This window comes from Pelagibacterium halotolerans B2 (assembly GCF_000230555.1).
GTDB classification, from domain to species: domain Bacteria; phylum Pseudomonadota; class Alphaproteobacteria; order Rhizobiales; family Devosiaceae; genus Pelagibacterium; species Pelagibacterium halotolerans.
Window position 1 is genome coordinate 3,366,521 of sequence record NC_016078.1, and the last position, 15,474, is coordinate 3,381,994.

At 62.6% G+C, this 15,474-nt stretch carries 16 protein-coding genes; 13 read left to right on the top strand and 3 right to left on the bottom strand.

Features of this window, described 5'->3' with window-relative positions; all coding sequences use genetic code 11:
* Positions 1-91: 91 nt before the first annotated feature.
* The 12 genes from murJ to KKY_RS16585 all read left to right on the top strand — a co-directional run bounded on the left by murJ (position 92) and on the right by KKY_RS16585 (position 11,095).
* A complete protein-coding gene (gene murJ / locus KKY_RS16530; protein ID WP_014132525.1) occupies positions 92-1,654 on the top strand; it encodes a murein biosynthesis integral membrane protein MurJ in 1,563 nt (520 codons plus the stop codon).
* Between the two features lie 67 nt (positions 1,655-1,721).
* Entirely contained in the window at positions 1,722-2,756 is a 1,035-nt protein-coding gene (gene trpS, locus KKY_RS16535) for a tryptophan--tRNA ligase (protein WP_014132526.1), read from the top strand.
* Positions 2,757-2,844: 88 nt separating this feature from the next.
* Entirely contained in the window at positions 2,845-3,339 is a 495-nt protein-coding gene (locus tag KKY_RS16540; RefSeq protein WP_014132527.1) for a universal stress protein, read from the top strand.
* Between the two features lie 291 nt (positions 3,340-3,630).
* The gene (locus KKY_RS16545) at positions 3,631-4,197 is read left to right on the top strand and encodes a NifU family protein (protein ID WP_014132528.1); all 567 of its coding nucleotides are present in this window, start codon (positions 3,631-3,633) and stop codon (positions 4,195-4,197) included.
* A 169-nt stretch (positions 4,198-4,366) separates the two neighbouring features.
* Positions 4,367-4,963 (top strand): tRNA (adenosine(37)-N6)-threonylcarbamoyltransferase complex dimerization subunit type 1 TsaB, encoded by a 597-nt coding sequence (gene tsaB, locus KKY_RS16550; RefSeq protein WP_041528851.1) that lies wholly within the window; start codon positions 4,367-4,369, stop codon positions 4,961-4,963.
* The gene (rimI, locus tag KKY_RS16555; protein ID WP_014132530.1) at positions 4,960-5,439 is read left to right on the top strand and encodes a ribosomal protein S18-alanine N-acetyltransferase; all 480 of its coding nucleotides are present in this window, start codon (positions 4,960-4,962) and stop codon (positions 5,437-5,439) included. The genes tsaB and rimI overlap by 4 nt, the downstream gene beginning before the upstream one ends.
* 36 nt (positions 5,440-5,475) lie before the next feature.
* Positions 5,476-5,913, top strand: a complete 438-nt coding sequence (locus tag KKY_RS16560) for a Fur family transcriptional regulator (protein ID WP_041529586.1) — start codon at positions 5,476-5,478, stop codon at positions 5,911-5,913.
* Positions 5,914-6,199: 286 nt separating this feature from the next.
* Complete coding sequence (locus KKY_RS16565; protein WP_014132532.1) at positions 6,200-6,982, top strand: lysophospholipid acyltransferase family protein; 783 nt, start codon at positions 6,200-6,202, stop codon at positions 6,980-6,982.
* Positions 6,983-6,991: 9 nt separating this feature from the next.
* Positions 6,992-8,377 carry a tRNA (N6-isopentenyl adenosine(37)-C2)-methylthiotransferase MiaB gene (miaB, locus tag KKY_RS16570; protein WP_014132533.1) on the top strand — a complete coding sequence of 462 codons (1,386 nt, stop codon included), beginning with the start codon at positions 6,992-6,994 and terminating at the stop codon, positions 8,375-8,377.
* Between the two features lie 51 nt (positions 8,378-8,428).
* The gene (locus tag KKY_RS16575; RefSeq protein ID WP_014132534.1) at positions 8,429-9,466 is read left to right on the top strand and encodes a PhoH family protein; all 1,038 of its coding nucleotides are present in this window, start codon (positions 8,429-8,431) and stop codon (positions 9,464-9,466) included.
* The gene (ybeY, locus tag KKY_RS16580) at positions 9,463-9,945 is read left to right on the top strand and encodes an rRNA maturation RNase YbeY (RefSeq protein WP_014132535.1); all 483 of its coding nucleotides are present in this window, start codon (positions 9,463-9,465) and stop codon (positions 9,943-9,945) included. The genes KKY_RS16575 and ybeY overlap by 4 nt, the downstream gene beginning before the upstream one ends.
* A gap of 49 nt (positions 9,946-9,994) precedes the next feature.
* Positions 9,995-11,095 (top strand): hemolysin family protein, encoded by a 1,101-nt coding sequence (locus tag KKY_RS16585; protein ID WP_139305085.1) that lies wholly within the window; start codon positions 9,995-9,997, stop codon positions 11,093-11,095.
* 40 nt (positions 11,096-11,135) lie between these two features.
* On the opposite strand, the gene KKY_RS16590 is transcribed toward KKY_RS16585, so the two are convergent.
* From KKY_RS16590 to KKY_RS16600, 3 genes are all read right to left on the bottom strand, one after another.
* Positions 11,136-12,722, bottom strand: a complete 1,587-nt coding sequence (locus KKY_RS16590; RefSeq protein ID WP_014132537.1) for an MBL fold metallo-hydrolase — start codon at positions 12,720-12,722, stop codon at positions 11,136-11,138.
* 30 nt (positions 12,723-12,752) lie between these two features.
* Positions 12,753-13,307, bottom strand: coding sequence for an ActR/PrrA/RegA family redox response regulator transcription factor (locus KKY_RS16595; protein WP_014132538.1), 555 nt, complete (start codon positions 13,305-13,307; stop codon positions 12,753-12,755).
* A gap of 83 nt (positions 13,308-13,390) precedes the next feature.
* A complete protein-coding gene (locus KKY_RS16600; RefSeq protein ID WP_014132539.1) occupies positions 13,391-14,734 on the bottom strand; it encodes an ActS/PrrB/RegB family redox-sensitive histidine kinase in 1,344 nt (447 codons plus the stop codon).
* A 133-nt stretch (positions 14,735-14,867) separates the two neighbouring features.
* Here KKY_RS16600 and KKY_RS16605 point away from each other — a divergent pair, with 133 nt between their 5' ends.
* Positions 14,868-15,311: a DUF2852 domain-containing protein gene (locus KKY_RS16605; protein ID WP_014132540.1), complete on the top strand. Its 444-nt coding sequence runs from the start codon at positions 14,868-14,870 to the stop codon at positions 15,309-15,311.
* The last annotated feature ends 163 nt before the right edge of the window (positions 15,312-15,474 follow it).

The following is a 15,474-nucleotide window of genomic DNA, read 5'->3' on the forward strand; positions in this document are numbered from 1 at the left end:
CTGTTTCCACCTCTCCCTTGGGGGGAGAGGTCGCCGCAAAGCGGCGGGGGAGGGGGGCTTGCCACCGGCTCAAATGTCCCCAACCCCGCCCATGACCCTCTTTCGCAACACCATGAGCGTCGGCGGGCTTACCCTCCTCTCGCGCATTTTCGGCTTTATCCGCGACGCGCTGATCGCCGCCGTGCTCGGCATCGGCCCGGCCGCCGATGCCTTCCAGGCCGCCTTCCGCCTGCCCAATCTGTTCCGGCGCCTGTTTGCCGAAGGGGCGTTCAACACCGCCTTCGTGCCCATGTTTTCCGGCGCGCTGGAAACCGAAGGGGCGGACGGGGCCAAAAAGCTGGCCGGCCGCATCATGAGCTGGCTGGTCGCCGCCATTCTGATCGTCACCATCCTCGCCGAGATTTTCATGGAACCGGTGATGATGGTGTTCGTCCCCGGCTTTGTGGGCGATCCGGAAAAATTCGAGCTCACGGTTTTCCTCTCGCGCATAATGTTCCCCTATCTCGCCTGCATGTCGCTCATGGCGGCCTATGGCGCGATATTGAACTCGCTGGGAAAATTCTTTGCCGCCGCCTTCGCCCCGGTGCTTTTGAACCTGGTCAACATCGCCGTTCTGGTGCCCCTCGCCATCTGGACGCTGGAAAACCCCGCCGATGTCGCCTTCTGGCTCGGGGTCGCCGCCATGGCCGGCGGCATCGCGCAACTGGCCCTGGTGTTCTTCACCATCCGCCGCGCCGGGTTCCTGCCCGCCATCGGCATGCCGCGCTATACCGACGAGGTGCGCCGCTTCTGGCTGCTGGCTCTCCCGGCCATCGCGGCGGGCGGCATCATCCAGATCAATGTCTTCGTGGGCACGGTCATCGCCTCCCAGGCCGATGCCGCCATCGCGATTATCGCCAACGCCGACAGGCTCTATCAGCTTCCCCTGGGCATTATCGGCATCGCCATCGGCACTGTGCTCCTGCCCGAACTCTCCCGCCATCTGTCCTCGGGCCGCGATATCGAAGCCCGAGCGTCCCAGAGCCAGGCACTCCAGCTCTCCATGGTGCTGACCCTGCCCGCCGCCGTTGCGCTCTTTACGCTGGCCCAGCCCATCGTGCGGGTCCTGTTCGAGCGCGGCGCATTCGATGCGGCGGCGACAGTGGCGGTATCCCACACCCTTATGGGTTTCTCGCTCGGCCTGCCGGCCTTCGTGCTGGTGCGCGTCCTCCAGCCCGGGTTCTTTTCGCGCAAGGACACAAAGACCCCGACCCTCATTGCCGGGGTGTCGCTCATCGTCAATATCGGCGTGTCGCTCACCCTGTTCCCCCACCTCGAACACATCGGCATCGCGCTCGCCACCTCGACCTCCGCCTGGGTCAATGTCGGCCTATTGGTCCTGTTTCTGGCGCGGCGCGGCCATTTCCGGCTCGAGGGTCGCGAAGCCATGACCCTTGCCGGTACGCTCGGCGTTGCCATAACCATGGGGCTGGCGCTGTGGGCTCTGGCGCTGCTGGCCGGTTCGGTCTTCGCGCCGGGCTTTTTCTTCCCGCTTCAGGCGCTCGCCCTGCTCGCCATCTGCGCTCTGGGCGCCGGGCTTTACTTCGCGCTGCTCCATGTCAGCGGTGTCCAGCCGCTCGGCGCGGTCCTCGCGCGCTTGCGGCGGCGGCGCTGAGGCTCTAAACCCTTGTGCTGCCCCTTTCCGGGCATGTTTCGTCAAACATTAAGGGACCTTAAGTCCAATGCCTTTCACCGATCGCGTCTTTTCCGGCATCAAGCCCTCGGGCGATCTGCATCTCGGCAACTATCTCGGCGCCATCCGCCGCTTCGTGCCGCTGCAGAACGATTTCGAGTGCATCTATTGCGTCGTCGACATGCATGCGATCACCGTCTGGCAGGATCCCGCCGACCTCAAGCGCTGGACCTATGAAATTGCCGCCGCCTATATCGCGGCCGGTGTCGATCCGACCGCCCACATCATCTTCAACCAGTCCCAGGTTGCCGAACACGCCGAACTGGCCTGGATCTTCAATTGCGTGGCGCGCATGGGCTGGATGAGCCGCATGACCCAGTTCAAGGACAAGGCGGGCAAAAATTCCGAAAACGTCTCGCTGGGCCTGTTCGCCTATCCTTCGCTGATGGCCGCGGACATCCTGCTCTATAAGGCCACTCACGTGCCCGTGGGCGACGACCAGAAACAGCATCTCGAATTGTCCCGCGACATCGCCGCCAAGTTCAACCACGACTTCGCCCCCTCGATTGCCGCCAATGGGTTCGAAGAGGCGTATTTCCCGCTGCCCGAGCCGGTCATCACCGGCCCGGCCACCCGCGTCATGAGCCTGCGCGACGGCACCAAAAAGATGAGCAAGTCCGAATCCGGTTCGGACATGGCCACCATCTATCTGATGGACGACGCCGAAACGATCGCCAGAAAGATCAAGAAGGCCAAGTCCGACGCCGACGCCTTGCCCAGCGAGGAAAAGGGTCTGGAAAACCGCCCCGAAGCGGCCAATCTTGTCGGCATCTACGCGGCGCTTTCCGACAAATCGGTGGCCGAGGTTCTCGCCGAATATGGCGGCCAGGGGTTCGGCGCATTCAAGCCCGCCCTTGCCGATCTTGCCGTTTCGGTCCTTGCCACCCAGGCCGATGAAATGCGCCGGCTGGTCGCCGACCCGGCCCAGATCGAAACCATCCTGCGTTCGGGCGCCGACAGGGCCCGCGAGATCGCCGCGAAAACCATGCTCGAAGTCCGCGACATCGTGGGCTTTATTCGCTGACCACAATTGGACTGCATGCTGCCACTTGCGCGCCCCTCGCGCGCTGTGGCAGCATCGCCCTCCGTAAATCAGCTCCGGACAAAAGCGCTTGCCCGACACCCAGGACCGTTACGACGACGAATACAAACGCAAGTTTCTGGTCGTCGTGGACGAAAGCCCCGAATGCGCCAAGGCGGTCACCTTTGCCGCCCTGCGCGTACGCCGTACCGGCGGAACCGTGGTCTTGCTCTCGATCATCGAGCCCGACAATTTCCAGCACTGGCTGGGCGTCGAGGAAGTGATGCGGGCCGAGGCCTACGAAAATCTTGAAGCCCTTCAGGCCCGTCACGCCGCCAACATCGCCGCCTTCGGCTCGATCGCCGTCGAGCGGGTGATTCGCGAGGGCAAGAAGACCGACGCCGTCGAGGCCCAGATCGCCGAAGACCCCGCCGTCGCCATTCTGGTGCTCGCCGCCGCCGATTCCTCGGAAGGCCCCGGCCCCCTCGTCGCCTCCATCGCGGCGCGCGGCGCCAACGCATTTCGCGTGCCGGTCACCGTGGTCCCGGGCACGATTTCGGACGCCGATCTCGCCGCATTGTGCTGAATGGGGGTCATGCCCGCTGGGTGTAGCGGCCTGATCCCGGCCCTGGACCCAGCCCCGTCAAACCCACCCGCTGTCACCCCGGCCTTGAGCCGGGGTCCAGTACCCTCCGAACCGGACAAAGAACCTTGACCCTGCCGGTTGCTGGATCGCGGGTCTTCGCCCGGGATGACGATGGTGGAAGATGCCACCCCCGCGCCGCCGCACCCTCCCCAGCCCCTTGCATTTGTCCGCAAAAGGATTATCTTCCAATCCAACTTGGAATAATTCTAAAGAGCCTCGAGAGGCGGAAAAATGTTCATTCAGACCGAAGTGACCCCCAATCCGGCAACGCTCAAATTCCTCCCCGGCCGCGACGTCCTGCCCGGCGAACCGCGCGATTTCCGCGACGCCGATATGGCCCGGATGTCCCCGCTTGCTTCGGCGCTGTTTTCGGTCGATGGCGTTTCGGGCGTGTTCCTGGGCTCCGATTTCGTATCGGTCACCAAGGACGAACCCATTGATTGGGCGCACATAAAGCCCGCCATTCTCGGCGCCGTCATGGAACATTTCATGAGCGGCAAGCCCATCCTCGCCGAAGGCGCCGCCGCCGAGCCTGCCGATACGGGCGATGAATTTTTCGACGATGACGACGCCGAAACCGTCGAAGTCATCAAGGAACTCCTTGCCACCCGTGTCCGCCCGGCCGTCGCCATGGACGGTGGCGATATCACCTTCAAGGGCTATAAGGAAGGCACGGTCTTCCTGCACATGCAGGGCGCCTGTTCGGGTTGCCCGTCATCGACGGCAACGCTCAAATCAGGCATCGAAAACCTGCTCCGCCACTTCGTTCCCGGCGTCGAACAGGTCCAGCAGATTTAGGAGAGCGGACAGAAAAAGTTGCAGACTTTTTCGGTTCGATCCACACGACCACTAAAGTCGCCAAGCAGTTAGGCCTCACGCCTTAGAAGGGCTGCAACGCAGCCAACACAAAAACCCCGCAAGCCCAAACAGCTTGCGGGGTTTTTCGTTTCGGCCTATCGAAATCGCCATGAGCACGCCCGTCACCCTTGCCATCGATACAGCCCGCGAACGCCTGCAACTGGCGCTTGTCTTGCCCGACGGCAGCGTCGAGAGCGAAATCCGCGACGTTGCCAAGGGTCACGCCGAGATTATTTTCGCGGCCATCCAAACGCTGCTCGACCGCTGCGGGCTGACCTATCAATCGCTCAACCGCGTCGCCGTCACCACCGGCCCGGGCTCGTTCACCGGTCTGCGCATCGGGCTTTCCACGGCCCGCGGGCTCGGTTTGGCGCTCGACATCCCGGTCATCGGCATCCCTTCGCTGCTCGCCCTTTCGCTCTCGCACGAGGGGCCAAGCGAATTGATCGTCGATGCCAGGCGCGGCGAAGCCTACCGCCAGAGCTTTTCGGGGCCGGGAAAGCCGCGCGACAAGGCAGACCTCGTCGATCTCAAACAGATCCTCCAGATCGCCGCCCGCACAACGCCGGACGATCCGATGATCGATATCGCCCTCATGGCGGCCTTTGCCTCAAGGGCACGCCCCAAAGCGTTTCCGCCCGATCCCACCTATATCCGCGCCGCCGACGCCAAGCCCCAGCTCGGGTTCGGGGTGGCGCGAAAATGAATTTCTGGACGGCCCCCAACGGCCTGCATATCGCGCGCGGCGAAACCCGCGATGCGTCCGCGCTCGCAAAACTGCACGCCCAGGGCTTTTATCGCGGCTGGCCCACGTCCGATTTCGCAGCCTATCTCGCCGATCCCAAAACGACCCCCGCCTATGTCGCAACCGACGCCAAGCGCATAATTTCCGGTTTTGCCATGCTGCGCATTGCCGGCGATGAAGCCGAATTGCTCACCATCGCGGTGGACCCCAGAAGACGCAGCCATGGGCTGGGCCGCGCGCTGCTGAACGCAGCCTTTGCCGATCTCGCCATGAGTCCGGTCAGAACCCTCTTTCTCGAGGTCGATGAAACCAACGCGCCTGCCATCGCGCTTTACCGCCGCTTCGGCTTTATCGATATCGGCACACGCAAGGGCTATTACCCAAAGCCCGACGGCAGCATCGCCACCGCCCTTGTCATGGCTGCGCCGATCGGCTAACCCGATCACCTATCGGCACAGATGCGCGAGGCGGGCATGGGCAACGAGCCTTTCACCGAAGCAACGCTTGAAGAGCAATGCGTGACGCGCAACATGCGCATGACCGACCAGCGCCGGGTCATCGCCCGTGTCCTCGAAGCGGCCACCGATCACCCCGACGTTGAAGAGCTTTATCGCCGCGCTTCGGCCATCGATCCGCGTATTTCGCTATCCACCGTCTATCGCACGGTCAATCTGTTCGAGGAAGCCGGGCTGGTCACCAAGCACGATTTCAAGGACGGCCGCGCCCGTTTCGAGCAGATCCCCGACGAGCACCACGATCACCTTATCGATATCCGCTCGGGCAAGGTCATCGAATTCCGCAACGAGGAGATCGAGGCCATCCAGGAGGTGATCGCCAAAAAGCTCGGCTACAAGCTCGTCGATCACCGCCTCGAACTCTATGCCATCCCCTTGAAAGACAAGGACGGCTAGGCATTCTGGTGCTCCGGCCATTAGAGCGCGTCCAGCAAAAGTGGAACCGGTTTTGCGGTTCGGACGCGCGACGAAACAACAACTTAGAGGATTTTCGCGACTCGAAGAAAAGCGGAAATGCTCTAGCCATTGCTCCAGCCGCTTCCCCGGCAAAAGCCGGGGCCCAGCAGCGTCTCCCCGCATGCTGTTGTTGGTGGCAGGCGCTCATGGACCCCGGCTTTCGCCGGGGCAGCGAGCTGGGTTTCTGGCGCGTTCTGTCAAAAACCCGGACGGTCCGGCCGCCAACATGACGCTGCGCATCGTGTTCCTCGCATTCATCGTCCTGCCCTTCACTCTTTTTGGCTTGCCCGTCCAGCTTTCGATCGTCGCCTTGCGTCTCCCCTTCTGGCAGGTCCTGCCCGCAATCTTTTTCAAGCTGGTTGCCTTCGGTCTCGGCCTTCGCGTGTCGCTGGCCGGCCAACCTTTGGCGAAAGGCCCCGTCCTTATTGTCGCCAACCATATCGGCTGGCTCGATATCGTTGCCGTGGCCAGCAAGCTGCCCGTAAGCTTCGTCGCCAAATCCGAAGTTGCCCGCTGGCCCGTGATCGGCACCTTCGCAAGGCTGCACAGGACCATCTTCGTTGACCGCACCCGCCGCACCGACACCCGCCGCACCGCAGCCGAAATGAGCGCCCGCATTGCCCAGGACGTTCCCGTGCTGCTCTTTGCCGAAGGCACCTCCGGCATCGGCACCCATGTCCTGCCGTTTCGTTCAGCCCTCATGGGCGCCGCCCTACAGGACGGGGCCAGGATCCAGCCTCTCGCCATCGCCTATACAAAAATCTCCGGCCTCCCCCTCTCGCGGTCCGAACGCCGTCAGATCGCCTGGATCGGCGATATGGGTATCGGCGACAATCTCGGCGCCATCCTCGGATCGGGCCCCAAGGATGTGGTTCTCGCCTTCGGCGCGCCCATACCCGCCCAGGGCGACCGCAAACGAAACGCACAACGGGCCGAAAATACCGTCCGGCGCATGCTCAACGCCCTCAATCGCTGTGACCCTTTGCCAAGAGACGGGGAAGTGGTGTAAACCGCGCCAATGAGCGACAAACAGCCAAATCTCTCCAATGCCAAGAAGGTCTTCATCAAGACCTATGGCTGCCAGATGAATGTTTATGACAGCGACCGGATGACCGACGCGCTGGCGCCGCACGGCTATACGCCGACATCGGAGATGGGCGAGGCCGATCTGGTGCTGTTGAACACTTGCCACATCCGCGAAAAGGCCGCCGAAAAGGTCTATTCCGAGCTTGGCCGCATCCGCGATTTCCGCAATGAACGCGCCCCGGGCGCCAAGAAAATGCTGATCGGGGTGGCCGGCTGTGTTGCCCAGGCCGAGGGCGAGGAGATCATGGCCCGCGCCCCGGCGGTCGATCTGGTCTTTGGCCCGCAATCCTATCACCGCCTGCCCGAACTGCTCTCGAAGGCCCAGACGGGCCGGGTGATCGATACCGATTTCCCCGAGGAAGACAAATTCGCCCATCTTCCGGCGGCAAAAAAGGAAGTCACCATTTCGCGCGGCCTGACGGCGTTCCTGACCGTGCAGGAAGGGTGCGATAAATTCTGTTCGTTCTGTGTCGTCCCCTATACGCGCGGCGCCGAAGTCTCCCGCCCCGTCGCCCAGGTGCTCGCCGAGGCGCGCGGGCTGGCCGATGCCGGGGTGCGTGAAATCACCCTTCTGGGCCAGAACGTCAACGCCTATCACGGGCTCGATGAAAATGGCCGCCCGGTCAGCCTGGGCGCGCTCTGCCATATGCTGGCCGAAATCGATGGCATCGAGCGTATCCGCTATACCACGTCCCATCCGCGCGACATGGATGACGAGTTGATCGCCGCCCATCGCGATCTGCCTCAGCTCATGCCCTATCTGCACCTGCCCGTGCAGTCGGGTTCGGATGCGATTTTGAAGTCCATGAACCGCCGCCACACGGCTGCCGAGTACTATGAAATCATCGACCGTATTCGGACCGCCCGTCCCGATATGGCCCTGTCGGGCGATTTCATCGTCGGCTTTCCCGGCGAGACCGACGCCGATTTCCAGGCGACAGTCGATATGGTCGCAAAAATCGGCTACGCCTCGGCCTTTTCGTTCAAATATTCCACCCGTCCGGGCACGCCCGGCGCGCAGATGGACGATCAGATCGAAGAACACGTCAAAGCCGAACGCCTCGAAATTCTGCAGGCCGAGATCACCCGCCAGTCGCAACAGTTCAACGCGGGCTGCGTTGGCATGACCCTTCCGGTGCTTATCGAGAAGCCCGGCCGCAATCCGGGCCAGGTGGCGGGCCGCTCGCCCTATCTGCAGGCCGTTCACATCAGCGCCGAAAAGGACCTGATCGGCCAAATCCTGCCGGTGGAAATCATCGGTCAGGCAAAAAATTCGCTCGAAGGCAGAATTGTCACAGCCGATAGAATCGCTGTCTGATATGTTTACCAACTGTTAGAGAGTCGCAACGCTGCCCCGGAGCCCTCGCGTTTGACACGGAATTTGCGGTCGCAACCCGACCAGTCCGCCGCCGCCCATCTCGAACTGGCGTTCGAAGACAATCGGCTCGTCTCCCAATTGTACGGCGAATTCGACCAGAACCTGGCGCTCATCGAGCAGCGCCTGGGGGTCCAGGCCAATTCGCGCGGCAATCACGTGATGCTGCGCGGTGGCGCCAATGCCGTCGATCAGGCGCGCCGCGCGCTCGAATCGCTTTACGACATGCTCGAAGAGGGCAAGGTGGTCGGCCCCGCCGATGTGGATGGCGTCATCCGCATGGTCCAGTCCGAAGATAGCCAGCTCTCGCTCCCCACGCTCGAAAAGCGCGGCAAGGTGCGCATGGCCCAGATCGCCACGCGCAAGGCCACCATCGTCGCCCGCAACCCGGCTCAGGATGGCTATATCCGCGCCATGGATCGCTTCGAAATGGTGTTCGGCGTCGGCCCCGCCGGCACCGGCAAGACCTATCTCGCCGTCGCCCATGCGGCGACCCTTCTTGAGCGCGGCGAAATCAATCGCATCATCCTCTCCCGCCCCGCCGTGGAAGCGGGCGAGCGTCTGGGCTTTCTGCCCGGCGACATGAAGGAAAAGGTCGATCCCTATCTCCGGCCCCTTTACGACGCGCTTTACGACATGATGCAGCCCGAAGTGGTCGAGCGCTGCATTGCGTCCGGCGCCATCGAAGTGGCTCCGCTCGCCTTCATGCGCGGGCGTACCCTCGCCAATTCCGCCGTCATTTTGGACGAGGCCCAGAACACCACATCGATGCAGATGAAGATGTTTCTGACCCGGCTCGGCGAAAATTCGAAAATGATCATCACCGGCGATCCCACCCAGGTCGATCTGCCGCGCGGGGAGAAATCCGGTCTCGTCGAAGCCCTCCACCTCCTCTCCGATGTCGAAGGCATTCACACCACCCGCTTTACGGACAAGGACGTTGTGCGCCACGCCCTCGTGGCGCGGATCGTGCGGGCCTATGAGGGCGCAACCGGCAAGAGCCCGGCCTCCGAAGGAAAGCTCGACGTTTGACGCTTTCCGTCGAGATCAACATCGAAAACGGCGATTGGCCGGAAACCCTGGCGCCTCTGGCCGAGCGTGTTCTGACGGCCGCGCTGGAAAATTCCGGCTTTGCCATCGACGGCCCCTGCGAAATCTCGGTGCTTTTGACCGACGACGCTTCCCAGCAGGCGCTTAACCGCGAATGGCGCGACAAGGACAAGCCGACCAATGTGCTGTCTTTTCCAGCCCTCGACGCCGACGATGCCATAGAAGGTCTTCTGGGCGACATATCGCTGGCGTATGAGACTTTGGTGGCCGAGGCCGACGAACTCGAAAAGCCTTTCGAGCACCATTTCGCCCATCTTCTGGTGCATGGAATGCTCCATGTTTTGGGCTATGACCACGAAACTGAGAACGAAGCCCTTGCCATGGAGGCAAGAGAAACCGATATTATGGGGCTGTTGGGGTATCCAGACCCCTATGATGGTCAGGTTCTTTTGAACGACTGATCTTTGCGCAACAAGATACGGAGTGCCGACGGTCGGGCCGAAAAGACAAATGCCCACCGCACCCCAAATGACCGATAGCGATCAATCTAGCGCCGCGGCGCGCCGGCCGCATCGCCCTGAGGGCGACCACACACATTCACCTTCGAGCGACTACAAGCCATCGCTATGGGCGCGGATTCGCGCCCGTCTGCCTGGCAGGCCCGCCTCCTTGCGGACCGATCTCAAGGAAGCGCTTGAAGGCCCGTTCCTGTCCACCGACACCACCTTTTCCGCATCCGAGCGTGCCATTTTGCAAAATGTGCTCAAGCTCGGCGAATTGCGTGTCGAAGACGTTATGGTGCCCCGCGCCGATATCGAGGCGGTCGAATCGGGCGTCAATGTCGGCTACGTCATCGATCGTTTCCGCCAGGTCGGCCATTCGCGCATGCCGGTTTACGAGGAGAGCCTCGACAATGTCGTGGGCATGATCCACATCAAGGACGTGCTCGAAAAGGTCACCGAGCCGGCCAAATCGGCCGCCCCGACCGCCGGCAACGGATCGAACGGCCACAACACTCAAAGCCCGGTCAAATTCGTCACCCCCGTGCTCAAGCAGCGCATCGGCAAGCTCGATCTGGTGCGCAAGGTGCTGTTCGTGCCCCCTTCCATGCCGGTCACCGACCTTCTGGCCTCCATGCAGGCCACCCGCATGCATATGGCTGTGGTGATCGATGAATATGGCGGCACCGATGGTCTTGCCACCATCGAGGACCTGCTCGAAGCGGTTGTGGGCGACATCGAGGATGAACACGACGAAAACGAAGCCTCGATGCTGCGCACCGTCGATGACGATATTTTCGTCGCCGACGCCCGTGTGGAACTGAGCGACCTGATCGAGGCCATCGGCTCCGACTTCGACCCCGGTGAATATGCCGAGGAAGTCGATACGCTGGGCGGATTGATCGTTGCCATGCTCGGCCGTGTGCCGGTGCGCGGCGAGGTCGTCTCAAAGCTCAAGGGCTTTGAATTCGAGATCACCCGCGCCGATGCCCGCCGCGTCAAGCAGGTCCGCATCACCCGCCGCCGCCGCAAGCAGCGCCTGTTGATCGCCGGCCCCAAAAGCGAAAGCCCGACCCAGCCTGAACCCGAAAATCAGCAGGCGGCGGAATAGGAGCGCCCCAAGGCTGCTCAGGTTTGACCGAACCGCCGCCCTATTCCGCCGCCAGCGCGGCCTTGAGCCTTTCGATCATCGCCTCGCGGTCCGAATCGGTTGGTGCGGCCCTCAGGGCATCGGAAAGCGCAATCATCAGCTCGGCATAACCATTGTGCCAGTCATGCCCGATCTGGCTGGTTTCGATCCGCCCGGTGCCCGTCGCGACGATCCTGCCGGTTCCGCCCGCCTGTAGCGCCACCCGGTCGTCGAGATAGGGGGCGAGCACCTGGTCGCCGGCCAGTCCCAGGGCCATTGCCGCCTTGCGCAGCGCGGCCCGTTCCGCGTCCTCGCCATGGGTGAGAAACAGCGTTCCATGGATGGGCAACCGCGCTTTGATCCAGGCAATGAGTTCGGAATGGTCGGCATGGGCCGAGTAATTGTCGATCGAGCGGATCGTGGCCCGAACCGGAACCTGCGATCCGTGAATGGTCACTTCCCTTGCGCCCGACTGGATCACCTGCCCCAGCGTGCCGCGCGCCTGATGGCCGACAAACAGCACCGTCGCGTTGTGGCGGATCAGATTGTTGCGCAAATGGTGCTTGATCCGCCCCGCATCGGCCATGCCAGAGGCCGAAATGATGATGGCGCCGCCGGCAATCATGTTGATCGCCTTGGATTCCTCGACACTCTCGGTGATCGAAAAACGCGGATCGTTGAACAATTGCTCGGGCGACAGTTCGAGGTCGGCGAACTCATTGGCGTATCTGGCAAAAACCTGCGTCACCCGCCGCGCCAGGGGAGAATCGAGAAACACGCGCTGGGGATTGATCGTACCGTCCTTGATCAGCGTCCCGATATCGTGCAGCAATTCCTGGCTGCGCTCCACGGCAAAGGCCGGAATGACCAGATTGCCGCCTCGCGCCAGGGCCGCTTCGATTTCGGCGGCCAGCGCTGCGCGGCGCGTTTGCAGCGTGTAATCGGCCCGGTCCCGCCCGCCATAGGTCGATTCGCAGATCACATAGTCGAAACCGGCCGGAGCACCGGGCTTGAGATAAAAGACCTTCTCATCGGGCCCCAGATCGCCCGAAAACAAGAGCCGCACCGGTTTGCCGCCATCCTCGACCTCGATTTCGATGGAGGCCGAGCCCAGTATATGCCCCGCATTCCAGAACCGCGCCCGGACGCCGGGTTGGGGTTCTATCCATTCGCCATAGGGATGATCGATCCTGTGTTTGAGCGCCTCTTCGGCGTCGGCCAGCGTGTAGAGTGGCGGCAGGGGCGCCTCGCCCCGGCGCTTGCGCTTCCTGTTTTCCCGCTCGGCTTCGCTTTCCTGAATGCTTGCCCCGTCGGCCAGAAGGTATTCGATCAGCCCGTTGGTGGCCGCGGTCGCATGCAGCGGTCCACGATAGCCTTTTGCGTAGAGCCGGGGCACCAGTCCCACATGATCGATATGGGCATGGGTCAAAAGCACGAAATCGAGGCCGGCCGGATCGAAGGGAAACGGTTTTTCGTTAAGTTCGCGCTCGGTCTTGGTGCCCTGGAACAGCCCGCAATCGACGAGGAAACTGCCCCTGTCGTGAACGATCCGGTAGCACGACCCTGTAACCGTCCCCGCAGCACCGTTAAAGCTCAGCTCGACGGTCATTGCGGTCTCCCGGGATGGTCGGTTTGCCGGTCAGCGCGGCGCGCGCTTGGCCAGTATCCGCTGCAGCGTGCGCCGGTGCATATTGAGCCGACGGGCGGTTTCCGAAACGTTGCGGTCGCACAATTCGTAAACCCGCTGGATATGCTCCCAGCGCACCCGGTCGGCCGACATGGGATTTTCCGGCGGCTCGGGTTTGATCTCTTCTTCCCCGGCCAGAAGCGCCTTGACGATGTCGTCGGCGTCCGCCGGTTTGGCGAGATAATCGACAGCCCCCAGTTTGACCGCAGTGACCGCGGTCGCGATATTGCCGTACCCGGTCAGAACCACGGCCCGTGCATCGGGCCGGTGCTCGTGCAGCGCCTGGACCACGGCCAGCCCGTTGCCGTCCTCGAGCCTCAGATCGACAACCGCAAAGGCCGGGGTGTTGGATTTGACCGCAGCCAGCCCGCCGGCCACCGTATCGGCAATCGAAACGATAAAGCCCCGCTTGTCCATGGCCCTTTCGAGCCGGGTCAGGAACGGCTTGTCATCGTCGACAAGCAGCAATGTGCGCTCGCTTTCGGCAAGCTCGGAAATGTCTGTCATCGGCCTTGATCCTCTCGCATTCCGGTTATGGCCAATTGCGGCGAAAACGTCAAAACTTTCCGGCCCTTGGCGGCCGGGGTGGGCTATAGGTCGCGGGCGGCGTTGCGCACCAGCGTATCGCGCGGCCAGCTGATTTCCACGCAGGCGTGTCCATTGGGGCGCGCGTTGAAGAATTTGAGCGTGGCGCCGGTCCGCTCGAGCAGGGTCTTGGCAATGAACACGCCAAGCCCCAGCCCGCCCCCGCCATCGGGATGGCGCGGATCGAACCGGTCCTTTGTCTTGGTTGTCAGATAGGGCTCCCCGAGCCGGCTTAAAAGGTCTGGCGGAAATCCCGGCCCGTCATCCATTATGGCGATCATCACCCGCTTCCCGTCCCAGACGGCGCGGATCGTCACATTCACCTTCGCGAACTGCACCGCATTCTCGATAAGGTTGCCCAGCCCGTAGAGCAGTGCGACGTTGCGCGCGATCACCGGTTCGTCTTGCTCGGCCCGGGTCTGGGCGAGCGAAATCGACTTGCCCTCGACCAGCGCCGGCCCTTCATGGGCCTTGGCCAGTTCGGCAACGATGTCGGAGAGCGTGGCGCTGTCGAAAAGATCCGATCCCGATGGTCTCAGGCTCCGCAATTTGCCCAGGATCGCCCGGCAGCGCGCCACCTGGTCGATGATCAGATCGAGGTCCTCGGCCAGTTCCCCCTCGCCATGGTCACGCCGGATCTCCTTGGCGGCCAGGGCAATGGTTGCCAGCGGCGTGCCCAGCTCGTGCGCCGCCGCCGCCGCCAGCCCGTCGAGCGCGGAAAGCTGTTGCTGGCGCGACAGGGCGAGCTCGGTGATGGTCAGCGCATCGACAAGCTGGCGCGCTTCGTGGGCCACCTTGTTTGTGTATCCGGCAACGAAACCCACGGCGCACAGGATGGCGATCCACACGCCCGTGAGATAGATGCGCGGCGGCTCAAAGCTCTGCCCCTCGATCCAGGGCAGCGGCATGTGAAACAGCGACAACACGCTCGCGATCGCTATGACCAGCGTGCCCACCCAGATCGTTTCGCGCGAGGCCAGCGTCGAGGCGGAAACCGAGACCGGCGCCAGAAGCAATATGGCAAACGGATTGCCCAGCCCTCCGGTGAGATAGAGCAGTCCGCCGAGCTGCAGACTGTCATAGGCGAGCTGCAGGAATGCCAGCCGGGTCGACGGGCGGTGTCCCGGTCCGTAGCGGATCAACAGCCCCGCATTGACCAGCACCGAAAGCCCGATCAGCAGCAGGCAGGCCCCCAGCGGAACGTCATATCCCAGCCCGTAGCGCACGAAGACGACGGTGATGAGCTGGCCCGAAATGGCCAGCCAACGCAAAAGCACAAGCGTTTCGAGCCGCATGGGATTGGCGCTGCGCGCCGGAATCGGGGCGCCGGACTCGGTGATTTCGCTCATCTTTTCTTCTCTCCGGGCGGGTCTATGGGCACTCTATAGCAGATTTCAAGACCGATAAATTTATGCGCCAACCCTTGATGCGGGCGCCAGCCACCCCAAATTCTGGAGTGTTCGAGACTGGAGAGACCGCAACATGAACAGTGCAATTATCAAACCCGCATGGTCCCCGCTAACCATCGCTTTGATGGTTCTGGGCTTTATCATCTTCTGGCCGCTTGGCATGGCCGTCCTCGCCTACATCCTTTGGGGCGAATATATGGGCGGCAGCCGCGAAAAGGCCGACGCCTGGGTCACCCGGCAGAAGGCCCATTTCAAATCCCGCAATTGCGGCCCGCGCCATTATGGCGCCGCCTCCACGGGCAACGCCGCCTTCGACGAGTATCGCGAAGAACAGCTCAAGCGCCTCGACGAGGAACGCCGCAAGCTCGAGGAAGATCGTGCGGCCTTCGAAGAACACCTCGCCAATCTGCGCAAGGCGCGTGACCGCGAAGAGTTCGATCGCTTCATGCGGGACCGCAATGCCCCCCGCCATGACGACAACCGCAACGACGATGGCGGCGAGCGTCAGGGGTACTGACACCAGACAGATCACCGGCCCACGGGCCGGTGAAGTTTCCTTGAAATGTTCCCTTCGGCCGGTGGATTGTTCCCCCTCCCTTTGGTCCCCGGCCGCGCCTTGGGTTTCCTCCGCCCAAGGCACCCTTTTGCAACGCTCCGGCGACAGGCAGCCTCCGCCCATC

Coding starts and splice junctions, on each gene's coding strand:
- murJ (WP_014132525.1), top strand. CDS start 92: ATGACCCTCTTTCGCAACACCATGAGCGTCGGCGGGCTTACCCTCCTC.
- KKY_RS16605 (WP_014132540.1), top strand. CDS start 14,868: ATGAACAGTGCAATTATCAAACCCGCATGGTCCCCGCTAACCATCGCT.
- KKY_RS16565 (WP_014132532.1), top strand. CDS start 6,200: ATGACGCTGCGCATCGTGTTCCTCGCATTCATCGTCCTGCCCTTCACT.
- miaB (WP_014132533.1), top strand. CDS start 6,992: ATGAGCGACAAACAGCCAAATCTCTCCAATGCCAAGAAGGTCTTCATC.
- tsaB (WP_041528851.1), top strand. CDS start 4,367: ATGAGCACGCCCGTCACCCTTGCCATCGATACAGCCCGCGAACGCCTG.
- KKY_RS16585 (WP_139305085.1), top strand. CDS start 9,995: ATGCCCACCGCACCCCAAATGACCGATAGCGATCAATCTAGCGCCGCG.
- KKY_RS16600 (WP_014132539.1), bottom strand. CDS start 14,734: ATGAGCGAAATCACCGAGTCCGGCGCCCCGATTCCGGCGCGCAGCGCC.
- trpS (WP_014132526.1), top strand. CDS start 1,722: ATGCCTTTCACCGATCGCGTCTTTTCCGGCATCAAGCCCTCGGGCGAT.
- KKY_RS16560 (WP_041529586.1), top strand. CDS start 5,476: ATGGGCAACGAGCCTTTCACCGAAGCAACGCTTGAAGAGCAATGCGTG.
- KKY_RS16595 (WP_014132538.1), bottom strand. CDS start 13,307: ATGACAGACATTTCCGAGCTTGCCGAAAGCGAGCGCACATTGCTGCTT.
- KKY_RS16545 (WP_014132528.1), top strand. CDS start 3,631: ATGTTCATTCAGACCGAAGTGACCCCCAATCCGGCAACGCTCAAATTC.
- KKY_RS16590 (WP_014132537.1), bottom strand. CDS start 12,722: ATGACCGTCGAGCTGAGCTTTAACGGTGCTGCGGGGACGGTTACAGGG.
- rimI (WP_014132530.1), top strand. CDS start 4,960: ATGAATTTCTGGACGGCCCCCAACGGCCTGCATATCGCGCGCGGCGAA.